Origin of the sequence: Bacillus sp. HU-1818, assembly GCF_022695965.1 — a bacterium.
GTDB classification, from domain to species: Bacteria; Bacillota; Bacilli; order Bacillales; family Bacillaceae; genus Bacillus; species Bacillus atrophaeus.
The window spans coordinates 152,220-175,711 of record NZ_JAAPBE010000004.1 but is presented as its reverse complement, the minus strand read 5'-3'; the positions used below and the strand labels follow the sequence as shown (position 1 = coordinate 175,711).

26 protein-coding genes are annotated in these 23,492 nt (G+C 46.3%); 20 read left to right on the top strand and 6 right to left on the bottom strand.

Annotated features, from left to right (window positions below; genetic code table 11):
• The first annotated feature begins 24 nt into the window (after positions 1 to 24).
• On the top strand, positions 25 to 888 hold the full coding sequence (locus GXP75_RS15960) for a RhaT/GlcU family sugar-proton symporter (RefSeq protein ID WP_242557253.1): 864 nt from the start codon (positions 25 to 27) through the stop codon (positions 886 to 888).
• Positions 889 to 908: 20 nt separating this feature from the next.
• A complete protein-coding gene (gene gdh, locus GXP75_RS15955) occupies positions 909 to 1,694 on the top strand; it encodes a glucose 1-dehydrogenase (protein WP_004430307.1) in 786 nt (261 codons plus the stop codon).
• A gap of 44 nt (positions 1,695 to 1,738) precedes the next feature.
• Here gdh and GXP75_RS15950 read toward each other — a convergent pair whose 3' ends face one another.
• From GXP75_RS15950 to cutR, 3 genes are read right to left on the bottom strand one after another with little or no spacing between them, the layout of a single operon-like run.
• Complete coding sequence (locus tag GXP75_RS15950; RefSeq protein ID WP_214917282.1) at positions 1,739 to 2,359, bottom strand: YcnI family copper-binding membrane protein; 621 nt, start codon at positions 2,357 to 2,359, stop codon at positions 1,739 to 1,741.
• A gap of 15 nt (positions 2,360 to 2,374) precedes the next feature.
• Positions 2,375 to 4,009, bottom strand: a complete 1,635-nt coding sequence (locus GXP75_RS15945; protein ID WP_242557252.1) for a copper resistance CopC/CopD family protein — start codon at positions 4,007 to 4,009, stop codon at positions 2,375 to 2,377.
• A 32-nt stretch (positions 4,010 to 4,041) separates the two neighbouring features.
• Positions 4,042 to 4,617, bottom strand: a complete 576-nt coding sequence (gene cutR / locus GXP75_RS15940; protein WP_242557379.1) for a copper uptake transcriptional regulator CutR — start codon at positions 4,615 to 4,617, stop codon at positions 4,042 to 4,044.
• 175 nt (positions 4,618 to 4,792) lie between these two features.
• Here cutR and GXP75_RS15935 point away from each other — a divergent pair, with 175 nt between their 5' ends.
• The 4 genes from GXP75_RS15935 to GXP75_RS15920 all read left to right on the top strand — a co-directional run bounded on the left by GXP75_RS15935 (position 4,793) and on the right by GXP75_RS15920 (position 8,330).
• Positions 4,793 to 5,146, top strand: coding sequence for a hypothetical protein (locus GXP75_RS15935; RefSeq protein ID WP_004430322.1), 354 nt, complete (start codon positions 4,793 to 4,795; stop codon positions 5,144 to 5,146).
• Positions 5,147 to 5,312: 166 nt separating this feature from the next.
• Positions 5,313 to 6,746 (top strand): PTS mannitol transporter subunit IIBC, encoded by a 1,434-nt coding sequence (locus GXP75_RS15930; RefSeq protein ID WP_242557251.1) that lies wholly within the window; start codon positions 5,313 to 5,315, stop codon positions 6,744 to 6,746.
• A 29-nt stretch (positions 6,747 to 6,775) separates the two neighbouring features.
• A complete protein-coding gene (locus tag GXP75_RS15925) occupies positions 6,776 to 7,207 on the top strand; it encodes a PTS mannitol transporter subunit IIA (RefSeq protein ID WP_214917788.1) in 432 nt (143 codons plus the stop codon).
• A 1-nt stretch (position 7,208) separates the two neighbouring features.
• Positions 7,209 to 8,330 (top strand): mannitol-1-phosphate 5-dehydrogenase, encoded by a 1,122-nt coding sequence (locus GXP75_RS15920; RefSeq protein WP_242557250.1) that lies wholly within the window; start codon positions 7,209 to 7,211, stop codon positions 8,328 to 8,330.
• Positions 8,331 to 8,368: 38 nt separating this feature from the next.
• Here the strand turns inward: GXP75_RS15920 and GXP75_RS15915 are convergent, their stop codons facing one another.
• Positions 8,369 to 8,944: a dienelactone hydrolase family protein gene (locus GXP75_RS15915; protein WP_242557249.1), complete on the bottom strand. Its 576-nt coding sequence runs from the start codon at positions 8,942 to 8,944 to the stop codon at positions 8,369 to 8,371.
• Between the two features lie 89 nt (positions 8,945 to 9,033).
• Between GXP75_RS15915 and GXP75_RS15910 the strand changes: the two genes are divergently transcribed.
• Together GXP75_RS15910 and GXP75_RS15905 are read left to right on the top strand one after the other, a co-directional pair.
• On the top strand, positions 9,034 to 9,429 hold the full coding sequence (locus GXP75_RS15910) for a 3-hydroxyacyl-ACP dehydratase FabZ family protein (protein ID WP_242557248.1): 396 nt from the start codon (positions 9,034 to 9,036) through the stop codon (positions 9,427 to 9,429).
• The gene (locus GXP75_RS15905) at positions 9,426 to 9,884 is read left to right on the top strand and encodes an NUDIX hydrolase (RefSeq protein WP_242557247.1); all 459 of its coding nucleotides are present in this window, start codon (positions 9,426 to 9,428) and stop codon (positions 9,882 to 9,884) included. The genes GXP75_RS15910 and GXP75_RS15905 overlap by 4 nt, the downstream gene beginning before the upstream one ends.
• Positions 9,885 to 9,893: 9 nt before the next feature.
• Here GXP75_RS15905 and GXP75_RS15900 read toward each other — a convergent pair whose 3' ends face one another.
• Positions 9,894 to 10,058, bottom strand: a complete 165-nt coding sequence (locus tag GXP75_RS15900; protein ID WP_004430331.1) for a hypothetical protein — start codon at positions 10,056 to 10,058, stop codon at positions 9,894 to 9,896.
• Positions 10,059 to 10,191: 133 nt separating this feature from the next.
• Here GXP75_RS15900 and GXP75_RS15895 point away from each other — a divergent pair, with 133 nt between their 5' ends.
• From GXP75_RS15895 to GXP75_RS15855, 9 genes are all read left to right on the top strand, one after another.
• The gene (locus tag GXP75_RS15895; protein ID WP_010789684.1) at positions 10,192 to 10,941 is read left to right on the top strand and encodes a phosphoglycolate phosphatase; all 750 of its coding nucleotides are present in this window, start codon (positions 10,192 to 10,194) and stop codon (positions 10,939 to 10,941) included.
• Between the two features lie 255 nt (positions 10,942 to 11,196).
• Positions 11,197 to 11,964: a LamB/YcsF family protein gene (locus GXP75_RS15890; protein ID WP_242557246.1), complete on the top strand. Its 768-nt coding sequence runs from the start codon at positions 11,197 to 11,199 to the stop codon at positions 11,962 to 11,964.
• Positions 11,965 to 11,985: 21 nt separating this feature from the next.
• Positions 11,986 to 13,200, top strand: coding sequence for an NRAMP family divalent metal transporter (locus GXP75_RS15885; RefSeq protein ID WP_214917265.1), 1,215 nt, complete (start codon positions 11,986 to 11,988; stop codon positions 13,198 to 13,200).
• A 4-nt stretch (positions 13,201 to 13,204) separates the two neighbouring features.
• On the top strand, positions 13,205 to 13,999 hold the full coding sequence (locus GXP75_RS15880; RefSeq protein WP_277990772.1) for a putative hydro-lyase: 795 nt from the start codon (positions 13,205 to 13,207) through the stop codon (positions 13,997 to 13,999).
• 44 nt (positions 14,000 to 14,043) lie between these two features.
• A complete protein-coding gene (gene pxpB / locus GXP75_RS15875; protein ID WP_242557245.1) occupies positions 14,044 to 14,769 on the top strand; it encodes a 5-oxoprolinase subunit PxpB in 726 nt (241 codons plus the stop codon).
• A gap of 2 nt (positions 14,770 to 14,771) precedes the next feature.
• Positions 14,772 to 15,779, top strand: a complete 1,008-nt coding sequence (locus GXP75_RS15870; protein WP_242557377.1) for a 5-oxoprolinase subunit C family protein — start codon at positions 14,772 to 14,774, stop codon at positions 15,777 to 15,779.
• A 16-nt stretch (positions 15,780 to 15,795) separates the two neighbouring features.
• Positions 15,796 to 16,545: an IclR family transcriptional regulator gene (locus GXP75_RS15865; RefSeq protein WP_214917263.1), complete on the top strand. Its 750-nt coding sequence runs from the start codon at positions 15,796 to 15,798 to the stop codon at positions 16,543 to 16,545.
• A gap of 78 nt (positions 16,546 to 16,623) precedes the next feature.
• A complete protein-coding gene (lipC, locus tag GXP75_RS15860; RefSeq protein WP_242557244.1) occupies positions 16,624 to 17,262 on the top strand; it encodes a spore germination lipase LipC in 639 nt (212 codons plus the stop codon).
• A gap of 190 nt (positions 17,263 to 17,452) precedes the next feature.
• Positions 17,453 to 17,698 (top strand): YczI family protein, encoded by a 246-nt coding sequence (locus GXP75_RS15855; RefSeq protein ID WP_214917259.1) that lies wholly within the window; start codon positions 17,453 to 17,455, stop codon positions 17,696 to 17,698.
• Positions 17,699 to 17,703: 5 nt separating this feature from the next.
• Here GXP75_RS15855 and GXP75_RS15850 read toward each other — a convergent pair whose 3' ends face one another.
• The gene (locus tag GXP75_RS15850) at positions 17,704 to 17,991 is read right to left on the bottom strand and encodes an antibiotic biosynthesis monooxygenase family protein (protein ID WP_004430361.1); all 288 of its coding nucleotides are present in this window, start codon (positions 17,989 to 17,991) and stop codon (positions 17,704 to 17,706) included.
• Between the two features lie 151 nt (positions 17,992 to 18,142).
• Here GXP75_RS15850 and GXP75_RS15845 point away from each other — a divergent pair, with 151 nt between their 5' ends.
• From GXP75_RS15845 to GXP75_RS15835, 3 genes are all read left to right on the top strand, one after another.
• Positions 18,143 to 20,134: a penicillin-binding transpeptidase domain-containing protein gene (locus tag GXP75_RS15845; protein WP_242557243.1), complete on the top strand. Its 1,992-nt coding sequence runs from the start codon at positions 18,143 to 18,145 to the stop codon at positions 20,132 to 20,134.
• Positions 20,135 to 20,244: 110 nt separating this feature from the next.
• Positions 20,245 to 21,147, top strand: coding sequence for an aldo/keto reductase (locus tag GXP75_RS15840; RefSeq protein ID WP_061572347.1), 903 nt, complete (start codon positions 20,245 to 20,247; stop codon positions 21,145 to 21,147).
• Between the two features lie 204 nt (positions 21,148 to 21,351).
• Positions 21,352 to 23,439, top strand: a complete 2,088-nt coding sequence (locus GXP75_RS15835; protein ID WP_242557242.1) for a BglG family transcription antiterminator — start codon at positions 21,352 to 21,354, stop codon at positions 23,437 to 23,439.
• The last annotated feature ends 53 nt before the right edge of the window (positions 23,440 to 23,492 follow it).

Here is a 23,492-nt window from a genome sequence, read left to right as displayed (position 1 = left end):
CTTTTGAAAGAAGGTTCCCCATCAATGGATTTATTATTGGCTCTTCTCCCAGCTTTGTTTTGGGGGAGCATTGTGTTATTCAATGTCAAATTAGGCGGTGGACCGTACAGCCAAACGCTGGGAACAACGATCGGAGCGCTGCTTGTCTCAATTGTGATCTACTTTTTTGTTCATCCCGTGCTCTCGATGAAGATTTTCCTCGTTGGGATTGTGTCCGGATTATTTTGGTCACTCGGGCAAAGCAACCAGCTGAAAAGCATTCAATTAATGGGTGTATCAAAGACGATGCCCATCTCCACCGGAATGCAGCTTGTATCAACTTCCTTGTTCGGTGTGATCGTTTTTAAAGAATGGTCCACACCCATCGCAATAACATTAGGAATCCTTGCCCTTATCTTTATCATTGTTGGAATCGTACTCACTTCATTAAATGATAAAAAGGGAGAGGCTGACGGTGAGCCTGGAAACTTTAAAAAAGGCATTGTCATCCTGTTGATTTCGACACTCGGCTATTTGATTTATGTCGTCGTGGCGAGATTGTTCGGCGTTTCCGGCTGGTCGGCTCTTTTTCCGCAGGCGATCGGAATGGTGATTGGCGGAGTGATATTAACCTATAAGCACAAACCCTTTAACAAGTATGCCGTCAGGAATATTCTTCCGGGACTGATCTGGGCGGCGGGGAATATGTTTTTGTTTATTTCTCAGCCCAGGGTCGGAGTCGCGACAAGCTTTTCACTGTCCCAAATGGGAATTGTGATTTCCACGCTCGGCGGCATTTTTATCCTGCGGGAAAAGAAAACAAAACGTCAGCTTATCGCCATTGCGATCGGCATCATACTGATTATCGTAGCAGCCGTATTTTTAGGGATAGCTAAAGCAAATTCATAACACATATTAGGAGGATGGACATGTATACAGATTTAAAAGGGAAAGTCGTTGCCATTACAGGGGCGTCATCAGGACTGGGAAAATCAATGGCTCTTCGTTTCGGAAAAGAGCAGGCGAAAGTGGTCATTAACTATTTTAACAATGAAAAGGACGCAAACAGCGTAAAAGAAGAAGTCGTTCAAGCCGGCGGCGAAGCGGTGGTCGTTCAAGGAGATGTCACGAAAGAAGATGATGTGAGAAATATCGTCAAAACAGCGATCCAAGAGTTCGGCACATTAGATGTCATGATTAATAATGCAGGCCGTGAAAATCCTGTTGCTTCTCATGAGATGCCGCTTGATGATTGGAACAAAGTCATCAGCACAAACCTGACCGGCGCTTTTTTAGGAAGCCGTGAAGCGATCAAATATTTCGTTGAAAACAATATTAAAGGTAATGTCATCAACATGTCCAGTGTGCATGAAATGATCCCGTGGCCATTATTTGTCCACTATGCGGCAAGTAAAGGCGGCATCAAATTAATGACCGAAACATTGGCGCTTGAATACGCGCCGAAAGGCATTCGTGTCAATAATATCGGTCCTGGTGCGATTAACACCCCGATCAACGCGGAAAAATTCGCAGATCCAGTGCAGAAGAAAGACGTAGAAAGCATGATTCCGATGGGGTATATCGGAGAACCTGAGGAAATCGCTTCTGTAGCGGTATGGCTCGCTTCCAAAGAATCCAGCTATGTAACGGGTATTACTTTGTTTGCTGATGGAGGAATGACCAAATATCCATCATTCCAAGCAGGACGCGGGTAATCAAAAAAAGCGATCTCAGATACTTGATCTGGATCGCTTTTTTATTATGCGCGCTTTTTCTTTACAAGTGCGGCAATGGATAGAATAATCGCGGCTGCTGACAGCACGATGGCTGTTATATCAAGCGCTGAAGGGCCGGATGCTGCTGCATCGGATTCCTCCTTCGTCTGTGTAGCGCCATGCTCATCTGTTACATTTGCTGATTTTGTAATTTGTGTGATGGAATGCGGCGTGTCCGCGTTCTCATCTCCGGTCCATTCTACAATGCTGCCGTCTTTGTAATATTGATACGCGTCCCAAGCAGCCTGTTCTGCTGTATCAGGATTCTTCGCTACAAAAGTGAACTGCTGGAACTGGCCGGGCTGAATACCGCCGTCCGTTGCTTCCCAAGTGACAGATACTGATTTGTCATCATGCTTTGTGCTTGAGACTTTCCAGCCTGGAATCGGTTCATATTGCTGGAATTCTACGCCCTTCGGCATTTTCAGCACAAGCTTTGTCGTTGGCTGGTCTTTTTCCACCGGTACTTTCATTGTATACGTTTCCCATGAGCCTGCTGCTGATTCAGCCGGCTTCACAGACACGTGTGCGCTGGCCGGAACTGTGAAAAATAATAACGATGCCACAACAGCGGGAAGAAAAGCGATTGCATATTTTTTGATCATGACAAGAACTCCTTTTTAATTGGTTTTTGAGAACATGATATTGATTTCATTAAAATCACCGGTTAACCCGTGGACCTTGACCTTCCAGTTGCCCTTTTCATTGATGGACAAATTCTCTGCTTCGAACACACCTTGCTTTGACTCTTTTAATTGGAAGGTGCTCTTATTTTGATTGCCTGACAATCCCGTTTTATATACGGTGATGCTGATCTGTTGGATGTCTTTAACCGGATCGCCGTTATGGTCGGTCACTCTCAGGTCAAACTCATTTTTCCCCGGCTGGTTCGGGCTGATGCTGAGTGAAACCATTTGGCCTTTTTCAATGGATTTTGATTGGAAAAATGGCTCTGGCACCGGTTCAGGCGGACTTGGCAGGCTTGTAAAGACGGCAGCTGTAATCAGCACGGCAATACCGATGGCCCATTCAGCCTTCATTGTCCTTCCGATCCCTTTTTGGCGCGGTTTTCTTGTTGAAATATAATGGATCGCGCCGAATATGAGCATTATGACAAACAGGCCGCTTTTGAGTAAGAGGGTCTGGCCGTATGCTGTATGGAAAAGCGACTCCATCGACCGAATGATAAAGAATCCATTCAGCAATCCGGAGAACAAGATAACCCCGACAGACACGAGCGCCCATGGTGAGAAGCGTTTGACGGTTTCCGATGCGAGCGTTTTGTCAGAGTGTTTCCATTCATTCCAAAGCAACAGCGTGAGAGCCGCAATTCCGCCGACCCAAATGGAGGCAGACGACAGATGAAGGAAATCCATTAAGACACCGACTGTTTTTTCTTCCACGACTGCCGCATGCCCGGTAAACGCCTTCGCAAGCAGCAGGCCGAAAAAGAAGATGAGCGGCGCAGTCCAATATTTGAACGAATCAAACCGTTTCTTGCGCATAGCCGGGATGACGGATAGGACAAGCAGCGCGTATAACCCGATCTGAATCATCCAGATGGCGCCTCCCGCGGTTTGCAGCAAGGTTTCCTTTAAATAGCCGGCTTGAAACGCCGCCGTCCAGCCGCCGCCCGCATTTGCCTTTGTTTGGATGGGGAGCTGAAGCAAGAGGGCAAGCCCCATACACACAACTGATAGAATCAGTATGTTCCTCGTGCGCTGTATAAGCGGGTCAGACAATTCCGCGGCCGCTTTAAACCAAACGAGATGAAATAATACCGTTCCGATAAACAGAGAAAACGCTGTGTATAAAACGGCGCGGTCAATGGCTGTTTCAGGGTGAAGCTCGGAACCCGAAGCCTTCTGGCCGCCGAACCCCCCATCGGCTTTTCCGATACTGAACGGAATGACGCCGGAAACCGGGTGCCCGTCAGCTGACACCGCATTCCATTCCGCTCTGTAAATATCATGGGGCAGGTTCTTTTTCAACTTTGTGATCATAATGTGTTTGTTATCTTTTTTTATGTCTGTATGATCTTTATCAACCCGTTCGCCAGATGAATTGTACACTTTAATGTAATGAAAGCCCTCTTCTACAGGTTCATTAAATTCAATCTCAACCTGTGATGGCGCTTTTTTTAATTCACTGTTTTCACTTGGCGTCGAATTGACAATATAGGCGTGAGCAAAGCTTGTTTTCGGAATGAAAACAAGAAAAAGCAGAAGGATGATCCATATTCTGTTTCGTTTCATTACTCAGACACCACCTTCCGCAATAGATAATGTTATGTCTTGGTGCAGGTGCATCCCTTTTGCCTGTCGTTTAAAATGATTTCGAGCGCTTGGCCGAAGGTGCAGATTGTTCCGCCAAAGCCTCTTTGAAATCGCTCCGCATGGTCAAGCGACGCAAACGGAATAGCCTGTGGCTGACAGCAGTGCAGATCAAGCTCGGCATGCAGCAGAAAAACAGCAGACGCGGCACTGACCGTTGTTTGCAGCAGAAAGTCTTTGCAGATGAGATGAGAGACCTCTTCCTTTTTATCTTCGTACCGCAAAAACGCGCAATGGGCGCAGCAAAGCTGTTCAACTTCCTGACCCACGGTTATCAGCTGGACTGAATATGTGTGATTGACCGGCTTCAGACAATAACTGCACAGATTTGCCGCTGGTAAAGAACTGCTTTCAGCGAGCGCAATGCCGCCGGACGTTTTGATCACCTGCTTTGTTTTCGCAAGCTGATTCACATCCCTGTAAACCGTCATTTCAGAAACACCGAATCTTGCGCTGATATCTGCTATTCTTAGGGCGCCTTCTTCCTTCAGCCACTCGATCAGCTTCTGCTGCCTGTTAATCGGGAGCATACCGTTCATTCACCCCTTTGTTTTAGTTCATCTTTAGCGTAGATGATTTTACAGGTGTATACAAGTATGAGAATGATGAAAAATGTGAAAATGTGTTGAACAGCAACAAAACGTATCGCAATCGTCTCTGTTATAATAAAGAGCGTACCGAATGATTGAGAGTGAGGAATACCACATGAAAGAAACATTATGCCCAAACTGCGGCAAACCTTTAACAGGCGACATGGTCAGATCGTCCAATATCCCATGTGCATTTCGCTGCGGACACTGCCGGGAACGGCTTCATGAATATAAAGTATCAGCTCCGATTATGATTGCGGCGCTTGCTTTGATCGTATTTTTGATTTATCTTGCAGAAATCATTCGCAATGCAGTCAGCCCAATCCTTCCAGCGGTTCAGCATATTCCGGTGGCTGTGTTTGCGCTCGTCTGTGCGTATCCCGTTTTTATCGTAAGTGAACGGCTGATGGCGAAGTACGTGATCAGTAATGGAACGATTATTTATAAAGGAAAAAGAAAAGGCTCCTGATTGCGCAGGTGTCTTTTTTTATTTTTAAAATTTTGTCACAACCTCTGTGCCAAACTCCTTTTTACTTTCAATTGTGTGCGTGATGAAAGCGTTTTAATATGTAGGTAAGGGGCAGACAACATGATGAAAAGCCCTATGACGACAGCACAACAGGGAGGGTTTATATATGCAGCAGCAAGATGAGCAGCAGGCTGGCATGAAAGTGAAAATTCAGCGCTTCGGCAGCTATTTGAGCGGGATGATCATGCCGAATATCGGCGCGTTTATCGCGTGGGGGATTATCACGGCGCTTTTTATTCCGGCGGGATGGTTTCCGAATGAGCAGCTGAATACATTAGTCAGCCCGATGATAACGTATTTACTGCCGCTTTTGATAGCGTATACAGGCGGAAAAATGATTTACGGCCACCGAGGCGGAGTCGTCGGAGCGACGGCGGCCATCGGGGTGATTGTCGGATCAGATATTCCAATGTTTTTAGGTGCCATGATCATGGGTCCGTTAGGCGGATACCTGATCAAGCAGATTGATAAATTGTTTAAAGATAAAGTGAGACAAGGCTTTGAAATGCTGATCAACAACTTTACGGCAGGCATTATCGGAGCAATTTTAACGATTATAGCGTTTTACGCCATCGGCCCGGTTGTTCTTTCTTTAAATAAAATTCTGGCGGCCGGTGTTGAAGTGATTGTACACGCCAATTTATTGCCGATTGCGAGTGTGTTCGTCGAACCGGCAAAGGTATTGTTCCTGAATAACGCGATTAACCACGGAATTTTAAGCCCGATCGGAATCGAACAGGCTGCGAATACTGGTAAATCCATTCTGTTCTTGGTTGAAGCGAACCCGGGACCTGGCTTAGGCATTTTGCTGGCGTATATGTTCTTTGGAAAGGGCTCTTCAAAATCAACAGCACCAGGCGCGGCGGTCATTCATTTCTTCGGCGGAATTCACGAGATTTATTTCCCGTACATTTTAATGAAGCCGGTACTGATCCTTGCGGCCATCGCCGGAGGAGCTAGCGGACTGTTAACATTCTCGATCTTTAACGCGGGCCTTGTGGCAGCCTCTTCACCGGGAAGCATCTTCGCCATCCTTGCGATGACACCGAGAGGAAGCTATCTGGGCGTCATTGCCGGTGTCATTGTGGCAACCGTCGTATCGTTCATCGTGTCAGCCGTTATCTTAAAATCCTCTAAAGCGGGTGAAGAAGATTTAACGGCCGCAGCGGAAAAAATGCAGGCAATGAAAGGCAAGAACAGCCAAGCGGCAGCCGCTTTGACAGAAACAGAAAAAGAAGCAGCAGAAGCTGAAGTAACACATGAAAACGTAAATAAAATCATTTTTGCATGTGATGCAGGAATGGGATCAAGCGCAATGGGCGCCTCTATTTTAAGAAACAAGGTGAAAAAAGCAGAGCTTGATATCAGTGTCACCAACACGGCGATCAACAACCTGCCAAGTGACGCGGATATCGTCATCACTCATAAGGATTTAACAGAACGAGCAAAAGCGAAATTGCCAAACGTGACGCACATTTCGGTTGATAATTTCTTGAACAGCCCGAAATACGATGAGCTGATTGAAAAGCTTAAAAAATAATTAGTTAAGAGAAAGAGAGTGTGTTTATGATGCAAGTACTCGCAAAAGAAAACATTAAATTGAATCAGAGAGTGAAGTCAAAAGAAGAAGCGATTCGCCTGGCGGGTCAGACGCTGATTGAAAATGGCTATGTGACAGATGACTATATTGCCAAAATGTTTGAACGGGAAGAAACATCATCAACGTTTATGGGGAACTTCATTGCCATTCCGCACGGCACGGAGGATGCGAAGGGAGAGGTCCTTCACTCAGGTATCTCCATCATTCACATTCCGGACGGAGTGGAGTACGGTGAGGGCAACACTGCCAAAGTGGTGTTCGGCATCGCCGGAAAAAATAACGAGCACCTTGATATTTTGTCAAATATTGCGATCATTTGTTCAGAAGAAGAAAACATTGAACGGTTAATAAACGCGAAAAGTGAAGAGGAACTGATCGCCATTTTCAACGAGGTGAACTAATATGATTGCCTTACATTTCGGTGCCGGAAATATTGGCCGCGGCTTTATCGGCGCATTGCTTCATCATTCCGGTTATGAAGTGGTGTTTGCGGATGTGAACGCTGAGGTGGTTGATGCCCTCAATGAAAAGCGGGAATATACAGTGGAGCTTGCCGAAGCCGGACATTCGTCTGAGGTAATCGGGCCGGTCAGCGCGATCAACAGCGGCAGCCAGCCGGAGGAGCTGTATCGTTTGATCAACGATGCAACGCTTATCACAACAGCTGTCGGGCCTCATGTGTTGAAGCTGATTGCCCCCGCTATCGCCGAAGGATTGAGACGAAGAAGCTCAGCCAATCCATTAAATATCATCGCTTGTGAAAATATGATCGGCGGAAGCAGCTTTTTGAAAAAAGAAATCTATACCCATTTGACGGAAGCGGAGCAGGAAGCTGTCAGCCGCTCTGTCGGTTTCCCTGATTCCGCTGTAGACAGGATTGTGCCGATTCAGCATCATGAAGATCCGCTGAAAGTGTCAGTTGAACCGTTTTTTGAATGGGTGATAGATCAATCAGGCTTTAAAGGGAAAACACCGGTGATTGAGGGAGCGCTATTTGTTGATGATTTAACCCCTTTCATCGAAAGAAAGCTGTATACCGTCAATACAGGCCATGCGGTCACAGCCTATGTTGGCTATCAGCGCGGATTAAAAACGGTGAAAGAAGCCATTGACCATCCGGAAATCCGCCGTGTTGTTCATGCGGCGCTTTTAGAGACAGGCGAGTATCTAGTGAAAACGTACGGCTTTAAGCAAGCGGATCATGAGCAATATATTAAGAAAATCATCGGCCGCTTTGAAAATGAATTTATTTCCGATGATCTCACCCGGGTGGCAAGATCACCGCTCAGAAAGCTCGGAGCGAATGATAGACTGATAGGCCCTGCCAAAAAAATAAAAGAGCCTAACGCATTGGCGGAAGGTATTGCCGCCGCGCTTCGATTTGACTTCAGCGGCGACCCGGAAGCTGTTGAACTGCAAGCGCTGATCACTGAAAAAGGCTACAGCGGCACACTTCAAGAGGTTTGCGGCATTCAGCCTGATGAACAGCTGCATGCGATCGTCCTAAAGAAATTAAATCAATAATCGTCCGCGCCAAGAAAGGCGCGGGCTTTTTTTGCCTTCTATAAGTCTGTCATAATAGAAAGAGACTTTAAAAAAACAGCTCTGTCAAAATAGGCTGAGTCAGGATTCGCAAACCCGTGGGGCGCATCGAATTGATAAAGGCTAATAAACCGATTTTCTTTCTTTTTTATATGAGTGATCACATCTGAAACCTCAAACGACGGTTCATACGCAGGGAAAAACAATAACACCGGACATGCCGGGTGAATGTCAAGGTGATCACGTATTCGAGAGCCGTAATAACAAACGGCGCCGCTCACCTCAGGCATGCTGCTGCATTTCCACGCAATGGTTGCCCCCGCGCTAAACCCTATGACATATATAATCCGGCCGGCGTTTTTGTTACGCACAATCAACTTTCTGATGATGTTTTCCCCGGCTGTCAGACGATTATGCATTGAGAACTGTTCGTATGCCGCCTTTTCCTCTTTTAATGAATAAACCTCTTGATCTCCGAGAAGATTTGGCGTCACGACATCATAACCCGCCATTTTGATGAGCCGGGCCATTTTTTTTATATGCGAATTCACTCCGTATATTTCATGAATGAGAATGACGAGCGGCTTCTGCGACATGAGGGTCTCCTTCCCGTTTTGTTTTCCATTATATCCTATCAGACGGCAGTCAGCTGAGGTATAATGAATCAAAAAGGGATTGAAGCTCAATGAATCAATTATCATTGCCTCACCGCTACCCATTTTTATTCATTGACGGCGTAACGGAAAGCGAGCCAGGAAAACAGGCCGCCGCTTATAAGCTCATTAGTGAAAACGACTGGTTTATCACAGATACACAAAGAGAAATGCCGTTTTCTCTCGTGATTGAAGCACTTGCCCAAACAGCAGCCTTCACAGGCATTACGGATGAGAACCGTCTGGGCTTGCTGTCATCGGTGAAGAAAGCGGAAAAAAACGGATCAGCGATGCCTGGGGACCGTCTTGACCTGCTCTTTGAAGTCACCCGCAACAAACGGGGGTTTGTTTTTGGCCATGCCAAAGCGTCTGTGAATGGAACCTCCGTTGCAGAGGCGGAAATCGGCATCTATATCGAACAATCATGAAGGTATTTGGCTTAAAAAAAGAAGAAGCGGTATACGAAACGAGAACAGGTGTGTATGCCGTCATCTTCCATCCTTCTTTGGATCAAGTCGGGCTCATCCGGACAGACTGCGGCAAATTGTTTTTGCCGGGAGGCGGCATTGAAGGTCAGGAAACACATGAACAATGTCTCGAGCGGGAGGCGAGAGAGGAAATGGGCTCCGCCATCTCGGTCGGTGCGTATATAGGAAGCGCCAAGGGGTATTTTTATTCAACAAAAGAACATATGGATTCTTTAAGCATCGGGCACTTTTATATATGTAAAAAGGGTGAAAAGATATGCGAGCCAACGGAGGAAGACCATCATTATGAATGGGTGCCCTCAGAAGACGCAATCGGCGGGCTGTTTCATGAACACCAAAGCTGGGCTGTACGGGAAGCCGCTCTGAAGAAAAAAACCCTTCACAATAAACCGTGAGGGGTTCCGTTATTTTTTGTCATAGTCTTGTTCGCTTTGTGAGTCTTCTCTTTGATCGCGTTTGTGCTTTTCGTCATTCGCATTTTCCTTTAATTCTTCAAGCGGAATCGGATCGGTCAAGTCGTTATGTTCAGGATTCTCATTTTTATGGTTTTGCTGTTTTCTTTCTTTCATTTTTATCACCTCTCCAATTGTTTTCCTCTTATTTCTTATGACCAAACATGTGAAATCGCTTTTTTGTCCCGTTGGGTATAATGTATTAGAATAGACAAGAGACCGACTAAAATAGATAAAGTGAGGTACATATATGCCAATACAAAGAGAAGAAGTGGATATAAAACTAATCGCCATTGATATGGATGGCACCCTGCTGAATGATGAGCAGCTGATATCAGAAGGAAATCGCCAAGCGATACGCGAAGCGGAGGACAAAGGCGTTTACGTGGTAATCAGCACAGGGCGGACGCTGATGACGTGCCGGGAGCTGGCAGAGTCACTGAAGCTGTCATCCTATTTAATTACAGCTAACGGAAGCGAGATTTGGGATTCTGAGTTTAACTTGGTAGAGCGCCAGCTGCTTCATACGGATCACATTCAAATGATGTGGGATTTAAAAAATAAGCATAATACAAATTTCTGGGCTTCCACTGTGGATAAAGTGTGGAGAGGTGAATTTCCTGAAACCATCACTGACCATGAATGGCTCAAATTTGGCTTCGATATAGAAGATGACGATATTAGAAACGAAGTGCTCACAGAGCTGAAGAAAAACAAAGAACTTGAAATCACGAATTCAAGCCCGACAAACATCGAAGTCAATGCACTCGGCATTAACAAAGCCGCCGCGCTTGCGAAGGTGTCGGAGAAGCTTGGCTTCACGATGGAAAATGTCATGGCGATGGGCGACAGCCTGAATGATATCGCGATGATTGAAAAAGCGGGAGTCGGCATCGCTATGGGCAATGCGCAAGATATCGTAAAAGAAACCGCTGACTGGGTCACAGATACAAACATAGAAGACGGTGTCGCTAAAGCAATACGGCACTGGGTATTATAAGAATAAAGTGAAAGCTCCCTCGTTGTCAGGGAGCTTTTGTTATTTGAAAATATGTAAGCGCTATCCCCTAAGTGCTGGCGGCTTTTTAGGACTTGTGTGTAATCTAATCGAGCAGTTTCTGGGTAAATGGTAGGTTTTCTGACAAAAGTATTTCGCAATCTGACAAAATTGATATAATCAAATAAAGTTCAAAAATTCGGAATAGTGGTTCCGACTAATGGAACGCTATAAATGAAGCGAATCAGGAGGGGTCTTATGTTTCAGATTGATTTGAATTGTGATTTAGGAGAAAGCTTCGGAGCCTATAGAATCGGGCTTGATGAAGATATTTTGCCATTTGTCACATCTGCGAACATTGCTTGCGGTTTTCATGCTGGGGATCCCGGTGTGATGCGCCAAACCGTTGCGCTTGCGGCTGACAACGGAGTGAAGATCGGCGCGCATCCCGGACTGCCGGATTTACAAGGCTTCGGCCGAAGAAATATCGAGATTACGCCTGAGGAAGGGTATGACCTTGTGATCTATCAGATCGGCGCGCTTTCAGGATTTTTGAAAGCCGAGGGGCTTGAGATGCAGCATGTGAAGCCGCACGGCGCACTTTATAATATGGCTGCAGGAAGCGAGAAGCTGTCACATGCAATTGCCAAAGCCGTGTACAACGTTAACCCGGAACTTATTCTTTTTGGACTTGCCGGAAGCGAGCTGGTCAAAGCCGGAGAAAAAATCGGGCTTAAGACGGCTCAAGAAGTCTTTGCCGACCGAACCTATCAAGCAGACGGTACATTGACGCCGCGCTCGCAGCCGGATGCATTAATCCGAGATGATGCCGCGGCTGTCGGACAGGTGATCAAAATGGTGAAAGAAGGAGCCGTGACATCCCAGCAAGGCCGGGATGTGCCGTTGAAGGCTGATACGGTATGCATTCACGGAGACGGCGCCCATGCGCTGACTTTTGCGAAAAATATCAGAAAAGAACTGAAACAGGCTGGAATTCAAGTAACCCCTATTTCAACCCAAGAGTAATCCGAAAAGGAGGAACAATAGATGGAGCAGCAGAAAAAAGCAGCAGGAAAGAAGTCAGGCAGCTGGTCATTGCTCATGGGGGCGGCATTCTTAATGGCAACGTCAGCCATCGGCCCGGGTTTTATGACACAAACGGCCACCTTTACCAATACATTGGCGGCAAGCTTCGGCTTTGTCATTTTAATCTCTATTATTTTGGACATTTTTGCCCAAACAAATGTATGGCGGATTATTGCAGTTTCCGGAAAACGCGGACAGGAAATCGCGAATATGGTACTACCGGGCTTAGGTTATGTGATCGCGTTCCTCGTCGTGATTGGGGGTCTTGCGTTTAATATCGGAAACATAGGCGGCGCGGGGCTCGGACTCCAGGTTTTATTCGGCATCACGCCTGAAATGGGCGCTTTGATCAGCGCAGTCATCGCCATTTTAATATTTGTTATTAAAGAAGCCGGTAAAGCAATGGACCGCTTTACGCAAATTGCAGGATTCGTCATGATTTTGTTGACGGTTTATGTTGCGGTTACAACTTCTCCGCCGGTCGGACAGGCTGTTGCTAAAACCTTTGTCCCGGAAGATATCAGCATCTTCGCTATCGTGACATTAGTCGGCGGAACCGTCGGCGGTTATATTACATTTGCCGGAGGCCACCGTTTGCTTGATGCCGGAATTAAAGGGAAGGAATCTATTCCCCAAGTGACAAAAAGCTCTGTCGTGGGAATTTTAATTACGTCTATTATGCGGATTGCCCTTTTCCTTGCGGTGCTTGGCGTCGTTTCCAGAGGTCTGCACATTGATGAAAGCAACCCTGCGGCATCTGTGTTTCAGCTTGCGGCGGGAAATGTCGGGTACAAAATATTCGGTTTGATTATGTGGAGTGCCGCTATCACTTCTGTGATCGGAGCCGCTTATACTTCCGTTTCATTTTTTAAAACCTTTTCACCGAAAATTGAGAAAAACTCACGGGGAATCATCATGGGTTTTATCGTGATATCGACATTAAGTTTTGTCACCATTGGACAGCCCGCTAAAATCCTCGTGCTTGTCGGCTCTTTAAATGGATTGATTCTGCCGATCGCGTTAGGAACCCTTCTTGTGGCTGCGTATAAGAAAAACATCGTAGGCGATTATAAACATCCGCTCTGGCTGACGTGCGCAGGCATATTTGTTGTAGTCATTATGGCGATTTTGGGGATCTACACATTGTTTACACAAATGCCTACTCTATGGAGTTGATAAAATGGAGTGTTCGTGGAACGAAATGGCGCCGAAGAATGTCCGTGCTTTGATACGGGAGGGGAAAATCAGCGGACCGACCGCCGGAATGTCCGCGGGCTATGCGCAGGCCAACCTCGTCGTTTTAAAAAAAGAGCTTGCTTTTGACTTTCTATTATTTTGCCAGCGCAACCAAAAGCCTTGCCCCGTGCTGGATGTAACGGAAGCGGGCTCTCCCGTTCCGGCAATTATCGCCCCGCAGGCTGATATCAGAACTGATTTGCCCAAATACCGAATCTATCAACACGGTGTTTTGGCTGAGGAAGTGACGGATATTACACCATACTGGGAAGATGATTTTGTCGGGTTTTTAATTGGATGCAGCTTTTCCTTTGAACAGGCGATCATTAATAACGGAATAGGTGTCAGACATATTGAAGAAGGGACAAATGTTCCGATGTACAAAACCAATATAGATTGTGTTCCGGCGGGCCCGTTCCGTGGACAGATGGTTGTCAGTATGAGGCCTGTGCCGGAATGGCAGGCTGTCCGCGCAGCTCAAGTCACTTCACGATTCCCGGCTGTGCATGGCGGTCCAATTCAAATCGGCAACCCGCAAGCCATCGGCATTCATGACCTGAACAGGCCCGATTTCGGAGATGCGGTTACAGTTCGGGAAGGTGAGGTTCCGATTTTTTGGGCATGCGGAGTGACGCCGCAAGCCGTCGCAATGCAGGTTAAACCTGAGATGATGATTACACATGCGCCCGGGCACATGCTGATAACCGATATTCGTGACGAAACGCTCGGCGTGCTGTGACACACAACAATGAACCAAACGAGGTGATCTAATTGAACAGTCAGATGGCCAAAACGATAGTCAACATGCAGCCGCTCGGCGATTCTGCAATTGTGATTCAGTTCGGCGAAGATATTAATGAACAGGTAAACGGCCTTGTCCACGCAGCCGCTGCTTGTATTGAGGAACAGCCGTTTCCGGGATTCATTGAATGTATTCCGGCTTTTACGAGTGTGACGGTCTTTTATAATATATATGAAGTGTATCAGCACATGGCTCAAGGAGTAAGCTCTCCTTATGAACAAGTGAAGGCCTATGTGGCAGCGCGTGTAAACCGCCTGTCAGCAGGAGAAAAAAGCAGCCGCAGGGTAGTCGAGATACCCGTTTGCTATGGCGGCGAATTCGGACCTGATTTAGAAGAGGTAGCGCAAATGAATGAGCTGACATGTGAAGAAGTGATTTCCATACATACAGAAGGAGAATACATGGTTTATATGCTGGGCTTTGCGCCGGGCTTTCCGTTTTTAGGAGGCATGTCGGAACGCATCGCGGCTCCTCGGAAATCGTCGCCAAGACCGTCGATTCCCGCAGGCTCAGTAGGGATTGCCGGGCGTCAGACAGGCGTTTATCCCATCTCTACTCCCGGCGGGTGGCAGCTGATCGGCAAAACGCCGCTTGCTCTTTTTCGTCCTGAAGAAAATCCGCCGAGTCTGCTGAGAGCAGGCGATACAGTCAAATTTGTACGAATATCGGAGGCTGAATACAGCGGCTATAAGGAGGGAGCCAATTGAGCATGAAAGTATTAAAACCCGGGCTGCTCACAACGGTCCAGGATACAGGCAGAACCGGCTATCAAAAATATGGCGTGCTGGCAAGCGGGGCTATGGACACCGTCTCGCTTCGCATCGCCAATATGCTGATCAGAAACAGCGAGACAGAAGCCGGGCTGGAGATCACCTTAATGGGTCCCGGCCCGTCGCTTTACTTTTCACAACCGGCGTTAATCGCGGTGACTGGAGCGGACTTTACTCTGCGCATTAATGAAGAAGAGGCTCCGCTGTGGAAGCCGGTATTCGTCCGGGAAAACAGCATAGTCACTTTCGGTCCTTGCAAGCTTGGCTGCCGTGCTTATTTGGCAGCTGCAGGAGGATTTGATGTTCCGGCTGTTATGGAAAGCAAAAGCACATATGTCAGAGCCGGAATCGGAGGGTTTCATGGCAGAGCGCTGCAAAAGGAAGACGAACTTCCGATCGGAGAGATGACCGCGCTTTCAAAAAAAATCGCTGCTAAATTAAGCACAGAACCGGATCATAATGGTTTTTCAGCGCCGAATTGGAGCGTCAGCAAGTACAGATTTCTCCCGCTGAAGAAAAATCCCGTTATTCGAGTTGTGGAAGGAAAGCAATTTGACGATTTTTCAGATGAAGCGAAAGACCGATTTTACGAAGAAACGTTTCGCGTAACACCGCAGTCCGACCGGATGGGCTACAGGCTTAAAGGAGAACCGCTTGAACTAAAGCAGCCGATCGAAATGGTTTCAGAAGCGGTATCCTTCGGCACGGTGCAGGTCCCGCCTGACGGAAATCCGATTATTCTTCTTGCGGACAGACAAACGACAGGGGGATATCCGAGAATCGCGCACATCATTGCAGCTGATCTTCCCGTTGCCTCTCAGATCATGCCGGGAGAGCAGATTCATTTTCAGGCTGTTCCTCTTCAGGAGGCGGAAGCGCTTGTCATCAAGAGAGAAAAGCACTTGAAAGAATTGCAGACGAGAATCAAGATGGAATGGCTCACTTAAAAAAGGGGATGGAATGATGCAGAACAAAAACAAAACGGTCGTAAAATCTATGGCGCTGCTCAATCTGTTTTTAACTGAACCGAAGCTCACGCTAAGCGAGCTGATTTCTCTATCGGGAATGCCGAAAACCTCTGTCCACCGAATGGTCAGCTCTTTGGAGGAAATGGGACTTCTCAGTCGCGACCGCAATGGCGCCTATACATTGGGTCTTGTATTCCTGCAGTTTGGCCAGCTTGTGTCGGAACGTCTGGATATCAGACAAATCGCAAAACCGGTGATGGAAGAGCTTTGTCAAGAAGTGGACGAGGCCGTACATCTGATTATGAGGGACGGAAATGAAGCGATCTATGTCGAAAAAATCGAAGGTACACAGACAGTCCGCCTGTATACAGCCATCGGCCGCCGCTCTCCTCTGTATGCCGGTGCCTGCGCCCGAAGCATATTGTCCTTTCTGCCGCAGGAAGAAATTGAAACATATATCAGACAGACTGAGTTTGTCCCGATCGGCTCAGGAACCATTACAGACCCGGCAGAGCTACTTCAAACCATCAGTTCGTCTTTAGAAAACGGCTATACTGTCAGCTATTCCGAACTTGAAAACTATACAGCGGCGATCGGCGCTCCGATATTCAATCATAAAGGGCAAGTGGCGGCCGGCATCAGTATTGCGGGTTTTGAAGCAAGATTTACAAAAGACCGGCTGCCTTACTTAACCGAAAAGGTCAAAGCAGCCGCTTTTCAGATTTCTGAAAAAATGGGGTATTGACACCCGCACACACAGTAGCCAAATTTCCCTCCGCTGCGTACATTAGGATATCAACAATAACGTAGTGGAGGAAAGAATATGATGATTGAATATACGGCGCTCGGCGATTCTTTGACCGTAGGGAGAGGATCGGGGCTGTTTTCCAGCGGATTCGTCCAGCGCTTCCGTCATATCATGCAAGCGGACTTAGAGGCAGAAGTCTCCGTATCGGTCTTCGCGAAATCCGGGCTTGAAACAGAAGAAATCCTGCACCTGCTGTCGCTGCCACATGTTCAAAAGCGGATAAAAACCGCTGATATGATCACTATTACAGGATGCGGAAACGATCTTTTTGAGTCTGTCAGAGCGTTTCAAGAGAACCCGGACGAAACCATTTTTCGCCGCGCATCCGAGCATTGCCACGAAAACTTCGAAAAAATGATCACCCAGATTGCCCGCATCAAGTGGAAAAATGCTCCCCCTTATGCTATCCGCGTCTTCAATTTATATAACCCTTTTCCGGACATCCCAATAGCGGATAAATGGATTACTTCCTATAACTCACACCTCAGTCAATTAGCTTTAGCGCCCCATGTGAAAATCGCTGATGTATACAGCGCTTTTAAAGGAAAGGAGAAAGAATACCTATCCTTTGACGGCGTCCACCCTAACAGTCAAGGCTATCAAGTCATGGCTGATACGCTGCAAAAGATCGGCTATGGAGAAATAGCTCATTGATATCAAAAAGCGCTCTTGTCCAGAGCGCTTTTTTAGGCGGCGGACGGAGCGGATGTTCAAACATTAAAAGAAACTTAAAATTTACCATTCTCTGTTCTATAGACAAAAAAAGTGCGCTAGAATAATGGAGGACAAAGTCAAATATAGGTATTGCGCTTCAATATTTCATATATGAGAAAGGATGGTACTTTTGATTCGCATCATAAAAATGTCTCTTGCATTTATTATCGTTGTGCTTGCTATTTATGCATTTAATTATGCTGAACATACCTCTGTCATTCAGTCGGTTATGCTGGTATTTCTGGGGGCGGTGATGTTCATTCAAGGGGTTGAAGAACGGAAAAGGGAAAACGACAGCACTGGAAGATTTAACTTCTACACCGCCGGTTTTGTATGGTCTGTCTCTCTTATCGGGTTTACGCTGAATGTCATTTGACTCTATTAAACATCTTGAAAATGCTCGACCACAGGAAACGGAGAATAAAAGCGATGCAGCAAGGCTTTCCATTCTTGATATTCAGCAGACCCGCGAAAGCCTTTTGTGTGATCCTCAAGTGTTTCCCATTCTACGAGCAGCAGATATTTATGAGTTTCTTCCATACATTTTGATAAAGAATGTGTCATATAACCCTTCATCCCGGATATAATCGGGACCGCCCGGCGGAACGCCTCTTCAAATTCATCCTCAAGCCCTTCTTTTACATACAGCATGGCTGCTTCTCTAATCATGTGATCGCTCCCTTTCTTATAGACAAAGTGTACCAGATATTTCCGCCGAAAAAAGGCTTATATTCTATTTCTTAGATCTTCCTAGAAAAAAAATCCTTGCATGGGTCCTTCATTTTAGGAGAAAATAACAATTGGAAGGCAGGGGGAAAACGTGTTGAAAAAGTGTATTTTATTACTATTATTTATAGGGCTTATCGGCTGTTCAAAAGTAGATTCGGCCGAAGACAGAATGGAAGAGTTCGTTAAAGAATGGAACGGCCAGCATTTTGAACAAATGTATCAAAGCCTGTCGAAAGATGCCAAAAAAGACATATCAAAAAAAGACTTTGTGAACAGATACAAAACCGTCTATGAACAGGCCGGTGTAAAAAACTTAAAAGTCACTGCAGGCAAACAGGATGAAGAAGATACGGAAAATAAGGACATGCAGCATATTCCATACAAAGTCAGCATGGAAACAAAAGCAGGCAAAGTAGCCTTTGAAAATACAGCGGTGCTCAAAAAAGAGAAAACGGACGACGGGGAATCTTGGAATATAGATTGGGACCCATCCTTTATCTTTAAGCAGCTGGCAGATGAAAAAACCGTGCAAATCGCCAGCGAAGAGCCAAAACGGGGACAAATTTACGATAAAAACGGCAAAGGCTTAGCCATCAACACAGAAGTGCCGGAAATCGGCATTATTCCAGGCCAGCTCGGAGACAAAAAAGCCAAGGTGCTGAAAAAACTGTCTGAAAAACTGGAGATTTCTGAAGACGATATTGAGAAAAAGCTTTCACAAAACTGGGTGAAAGATGACTCATACGTACCGCTTCAAAAGATAAGACCGGATGAAAAGGATTTAATATCGGAGCTGACCTCACTTGACGGAGTGACGAAAACAAGCGTAAGCTCCCGCTATTATCCTTACGGCGAAAAAACGGCTCATCTTACAGGATATATCAAGGCGATTACAGCCGAAGAATTAAAGAAAAAGAAAGACGGCGAATACAGCGATACTTCCAAGATTGGAATCGCAGGCCTTGAAAATGTATATGAAGACAAGCTGAGAGGAACAACCGGCTGGAAAATATACGTGCCTGAAACAGGTGATGTTATCGCCGAAAAGAAAGCGAAAAACGGTGAGGATCTGAACCTTACAATTGATATGAAAACCCAAACGAAATTGTATCACGATTTGAAGGATGACAGCGGAGCGGCAGTCGCGCTTCAGCCGCAAACAGGAGAGACACTTGCTCTTGTCAGCGCTCCTTCCTACGATCCGAACGGATTTATTTTCGGGTGGAACGATAAAGAATGGAAAAAATTAAACTCAAATAAACATCTGCCTTTCTCGGCCAAGTTTAAGAAAACATACGCACCCGGTTCTACAATTAAACCGATTGCAGCCGCTATCGGACTGAAAAACGGGACACTTGACGCCGCAGAAAAGAAAAAAATCACGGGAAAAGAATGGCAGAAGGATTCGAGCTGGGGCGGCTATTCCGTTACAAGGGTGTCAGAGCGCCTTGACGAAGTCAATCTGGAGAACGCGTTAATCACATCGGATAACATTTATTTTGCACAAAACGCGCTTGATATGGGCGCGGATACCTTTACAAAAGGCCTGAAAACTTTCGGATTTGCGGAAGATATCCCATATGAATTTCCGGTTGAAACGTCATCCATTGCCAATGACAAGCTTGATTCCGACATTTTATTGGCGGATTCAGGTTACGGCCAAGGGCAGATGCAAATGTCTCCGCTTCACTTAGCGGCGGCTTATACGCCATTTGCAGCCGACGGCAATTTAGTGAAGCCGAGTCTCGTGAAAAAAGATTCAAAAACAGCCGACATCTGGCATAAACAGGTTGTTTCTAAAGCGGGCGCGGAAGAAATCACAAAAGGATTAAAAGGCGTTGTGGAAGACGAGCGCGGCTCAGCTTATCAGCCGATTGTGAAAGGAATAACCGTAGCCGGAAAAACAGGAACAGCCGAGCTGAAAAAATCAAAAGATGAAGACGGCGCAGAAAACGGCTGGTTTGTCGGATATGATTACAAGAACAAAGACTTGCTGGTGGCTATGATGATTGAAGACGTCAAAAAACGCGGCGGCAGCCATTATGTCGTCGAAAAAGCGAAAAATCAATTTCAATCTAAATAAAAAAGCATTTTCGTGAGGCGAAAGGAAAAAGGGCGGAAAAAGCCGAATAAAAAAGCATGAAGCACTTTCTAAAAGCTTCTAAAGTCAGCTCAAAGAAAAGAGGGAGTTATATGCAGCGCGTACAGTTGGCGGAAGATCTTCAATTTTCCCGAGTGATACACGGGCTTTGGCGCCTCAATGAATGGAATTATTCAGACAGGGAGCTGCTTCAGTTTATCGAGTGGTGTACGGAACACGGCATCACCACGTTTGATCATGCTGATATTTATGGAGGGTACACATGCGAAAAGCTGTTTGGCAGAGCCCTCGCCCTTTCGCCTTCCATAAGAGAAAAAATAGAGCTGGTCACGAAGTGCGGGATTGTCATTGAATCACCGGAACGGCCGAGCCACAGATCGCATCATTATAATACAACCAAGTCCCACATCCTGGCATCCGCTGAGCAATCCCTGCTGAATCTGAACACAGACTATATTGACGTCCTGCTGATTCACAGACCGGACCCGCTCATGGACCCTGAGGGAGTGGCTGAAGCGTTTCAGGCGCTGAAATGCTCAGGCAAGGTCAAGTATTTCGGAGTCTCTAACTTTAAAGATCATCAATACCGGATGCTTGAATCCTATTTGCCTGAGCCGCTTGTTACCAATCAAATTGAACTGTCCGCTTATGAATTGGAAAATATTCATGATGGCACTCTGGATTTTTGCCAAGAGAAGCGCATCGCTCCGATGGCTTGGTCACCGCTTGCGGGAGGCAAAGTCTTTTCCGGAGAAATGGACAAAGATTATCGAATACGGGCGGCGCTTGAAGCCGTCCAGTCAGAAATCGGCGCCGCTTCGATGGATGAAGTCATGTATGCTTGGCTGTTTACGCACCCTGCGGGCATTATGCCGATTGTCGGAAGCGGCAAACGCGAACGGCTTTCTGCTGCGATAGATGCGCTAAAACACAAGCTAAGCCACGAACAATGGTTTCGGATTTACACAAGTGTGCAGGGGTATGATATTCCATAACGGAAAAGCATCAGCCATTATGGCTGATGCTTTTTTGTACAATGTTTTTCAATCCTGTCACACAGTCCAGTGCCAAATTGCCATTTAGTAGTTGTTGAATATGTATTGAAAGCGTTTTATATTATAAGGAAACCTCTTCAGTTGCTCCTGTATACTCCCCTTTCATAACAAATACCGCATCACGGAAGTCTGGAGGCACATTTCATGTATATGACTGCTAGAGAACAAAAGCTTATGAAACTTCTTTTATCGCAAAGCCGGTATGTGACGGTTAATGAGATGGCTGAGGAGATGCAAGTCAGCACAAGGACCATTCACAGGGAATTAAAATCTATCAAGCCTATCATGCAGCGATATAACCTGACTCTCGACAAACAGCCCGGCAAGGGATTAAAGATGGTCGGGAGTATGGAAGGCAAACAAAAGCTCTTGACCGACTTGTCCCATGAACAGCATGAGTACAGCGCCGATGAACGGAAGCTTCTGATTCTCTGTTCGCTATTAGAGTCTCAGGAAGCGATTAAGCTGTATACCTTAGCAAAGGACTTACAGGTGACCAATGCGACCGTCAGCTATGATTTGGATGAGCTGGAGGAATGGATTTCGCCCTTCGGATTAACGCTGATCCGCAAAAGGGGATTTGGCATTCAGCTTATGGGGCCTGAGGACGCAAAACGGAAAATCGTCGGAAACCTGATCGTCAACCGTTTAGATATTCAGATGTTTTTAGAAGCTGTTGAATTAAATATTAAGGGCAAAACGGACACATCAGAAAAAATGTTCGGCGTCGTCAGCAAAGGAGAGTTTTTGAAAATGGAACGGGTTCTGTTCCGTCTGAAAGAAAAAACCGCATACGCTCTCTCTGACAGTTCGTATATCGCCCTTGTCGTTCATCTAACCTTTGCGATGGAGCGCATCCAGCTTGGCGAAACCATCAGTATGGAGGCTGAAGAGCTTCATACATTGAAAAATACGAAGGAATACAGCTCAGCCCTTGAGATTGCCGGTGAGCTCGAAAAGGCATTCGGCGTCACCATTCCCGAAGCGGAAGTCGGCTATATTACCATCCATTTGCGAAGCGCGAATCGTAAATATGAAACCGAATACAAAGCGCAGGATATCGAACTGGAAATCGCGCTGCAAACGAAACGGCTGATCGCTTTTATTTCTGAAAAAATCAGGGTGGATCTCACTGAAAACTGCTCATTATACGAAGGACTCATTGCCCATCTGGAGCCGGCGATGAACAGGATAAAGGAAGACATGGGCATCTACAATCCGATGAAGGAACAGATCAAACGCGACTACTTTCTCCTTTACATGGCGATCGAAGAAGGGATGGAAAAAAGTTTTCCGGACATGACTTTTTCTGATGATGAGATTGCTTATCTCGTGCTTCATTTCGGTTCAGCGCTGGAGCTTAAGAAAGAAGAAGCGAAGATCAAAGCGCTGATCGTCTGTTCAAGCGGCATCGGTTCTTCGAAGATGCTCGCGTCAAGGCTGAAAAAAGAACTGCCCGAAATCCAATCATTCGACATGTCCTCGCTGATCGAGCTGAAGGACCGGGATATCGGGGCGTATGATATGATCGTCTCCACAGTGCCGATTCCTTATGAAAACATAGATTACATTGTGGTGAGCCCGCTGCTGAATGAAGAAGACGCCAATCAGGTCAAGCAGTACATTAAGCGAAAGATCCCGCTGATTCTGGAGAAAAAACGCAGACCGGATAATAGCCCATGTGAAAAAACTGACATCCCCGATACCCTGAAAACAGCGGAGAAAATGGGTCGATATTTGGACGCGATTCAACATGTCCTGAAGAATTTCACCGTCAATAACATAGACACGAAGCCCGATGATGAACCGCTGCCGCACCAGATGTTCCGTCTGCTGGAGGCGGAAGGCTTGATTCATGACGCCAAAAAGGCCGCTGTCTGCCTGCTGGAGCGGGAAAAGCAGGGGGGATTGGGCATCCCTGAAACAGGGATGGCGCTTTACCATCTCAAAAATGAAGAAATCGTCCTGCCTTTTTTCAAAATTTATGATCTCAGCAAGCCGTATGAAGTCAATGGCATGGACGGAAAGCCCCTCAGTATGAGCCGTGTACTTGTCATGATGGCGCCCGCTGATCTGCCGGCTGAGGGGTCGGAAATATTAAGCGCTATCAGTTCCGCTATTATCGAAAGCAAAGAGAGCATGAAAGCATTTCAGAATGAAGGAGAACAGGCGCTTTATCAGCGTTTGAACATGCTGTTCCATGCATGGATGAAAGAGAATTTATATCAGTGAAAAAGAGCACACGCAGGAAAAACGGCGTGTGTTTTTGTATGTCATAAAGTGAT

Bases quoted from the DNA above. Each gene is read 5' to 3' on its own strand.
- GXP75_RS15960 (WP_242557253.1), top strand. From the start codon at position 25: ATGGATTTATTATTGGCTCTTCTCCCAGCTTTGTTTTGGGGGAGCATT.
- gdh (WP_004430307.1), top strand. From the start codon at position 909: ATGTATACAGATTTAAAAGGGAAAGTCGTTGCCATTACAGGGGCGTCA.
- GXP75_RS15950 (WP_214917282.1), bottom strand. From the start codon at position 2,359: ATGATCAAAAAATATGCAATCGCTTTTCTTCCCGCTGTTGTGGCATCG.
- GXP75_RS15945 (WP_242557252.1), bottom strand. From the start codon at position 4,009: ATGAAACGAAACAGAATATGGATCATCCTTCTGCTTTTTCTTGTTTTC.
- cutR (WP_242557379.1), bottom strand. From the start codon at position 4,617: ATGCTCCCGATTAACAGGCAGCAGAAGCTGATCGAGTGGCTGAAGGAA.
- GXP75_RS15935 (WP_004430322.1), top strand. From the start codon at position 4,793: ATGAAAGAAACATTATGCCCAAACTGCGGCAAACCTTTAACAGGCGAC.
- GXP75_RS15930 (WP_242557251.1), top strand. From the start codon at position 5,313: ATGCAGCAGCAAGATGAGCAGCAGGCTGGCATGAAAGTGAAAATTCAG.
- GXP75_RS15925 (WP_214917788.1), top strand. From the start codon at position 6,776: ATGCAAGTACTCGCAAAAGAAAACATTAAATTGAATCAGAGAGTGAAG.
- GXP75_RS15920 (WP_242557250.1), top strand. From the start codon at position 7,209: ATGATTGCCTTACATTTCGGTGCCGGAAATATTGGCCGCGGCTTTATC.
- GXP75_RS15915 (WP_242557249.1), bottom strand. From the start codon at position 8,944: ATGTCGCAGAAGCCGCTCGTCATTCTCATTCATGAAATATACGGAGTG.
- GXP75_RS15910 (WP_242557248.1), top strand. From the start codon at position 9,034: ATGAATCAATTATCATTGCCTCACCGCTACCCATTTTTATTCATTGAC.
- GXP75_RS15905 (WP_242557247.1), top strand. From the start codon at position 9,426: ATGAAGGTATTTGGCTTAAAAAAAGAAGAAGCGGTATACGAAACGAGA.
- GXP75_RS15900 (WP_004430331.1), bottom strand. From the start codon at position 10,058: ATGAAAGAAAGAAAACAGCAAAACCATAAAAATGAGAATCCTGAACAT.
- GXP75_RS15895 (WP_010789684.1), top strand. From the start codon at position 10,192: ATGCCAATACAAAGAGAAGAAGTGGATATAAAACTAATCGCCATTGAT.
- GXP75_RS15890 (WP_242557246.1), top strand. From the start codon at position 11,197: ATGTTTCAGATTGATTTGAATTGTGATTTAGGAGAAAGCTTCGGAGCC.
- GXP75_RS15885 (WP_214917265.1), top strand. From the start codon at position 11,986: ATGGAGCAGCAGAAAAAAGCAGCAGGAAAGAAGTCAGGCAGCTGGTCA.
- GXP75_RS15880 (WP_277990772.1), top strand. From the start codon at position 13,205: ATGGAGTGTTCGTGGAACGAAATGGCGCCGAAGAATGTCCGTGCTTTG.
- pxpB (WP_242557245.1), top strand. From the start codon at position 14,044: ATGGCCAAAACGATAGTCAACATGCAGCCGCTCGGCGATTCTGCAATT.
- GXP75_RS15870 (WP_242557377.1), top strand. From the start codon at position 14,772: ATGAAAGTATTAAAACCCGGGCTGCTCACAACGGTCCAGGATACAGGC.
- GXP75_RS15865 (WP_214917263.1), top strand. From the start codon at position 15,796: ATGCAGAACAAAAACAAAACGGTCGTAAAATCTATGGCGCTGCTCAAT.
- lipC (WP_242557244.1), top strand. From the start codon at position 16,624: ATGATGATTGAATATACGGCGCTCGGCGATTCTTTGACCGTAGGGAGA.
- GXP75_RS15850 (WP_004430361.1), bottom strand. From the start codon at position 17,991: ATGATTAGAGAAGCAGCCATGCTGTATGTAAAAGAAGGGCTTGAGGAT.
- GXP75_RS15840 (WP_061572347.1), top strand. From the start codon at position 20,245: ATGCAGCGCGTACAGTTGGCGGAAGATCTTCAATTTTCCCGAGTGATA.
- GXP75_RS15835 (WP_242557242.1), top strand. From the start codon at position 21,352: ATGTATATGACTGCTAGAGAACAAAAGCTTATGAAACTTCTTTTATCG.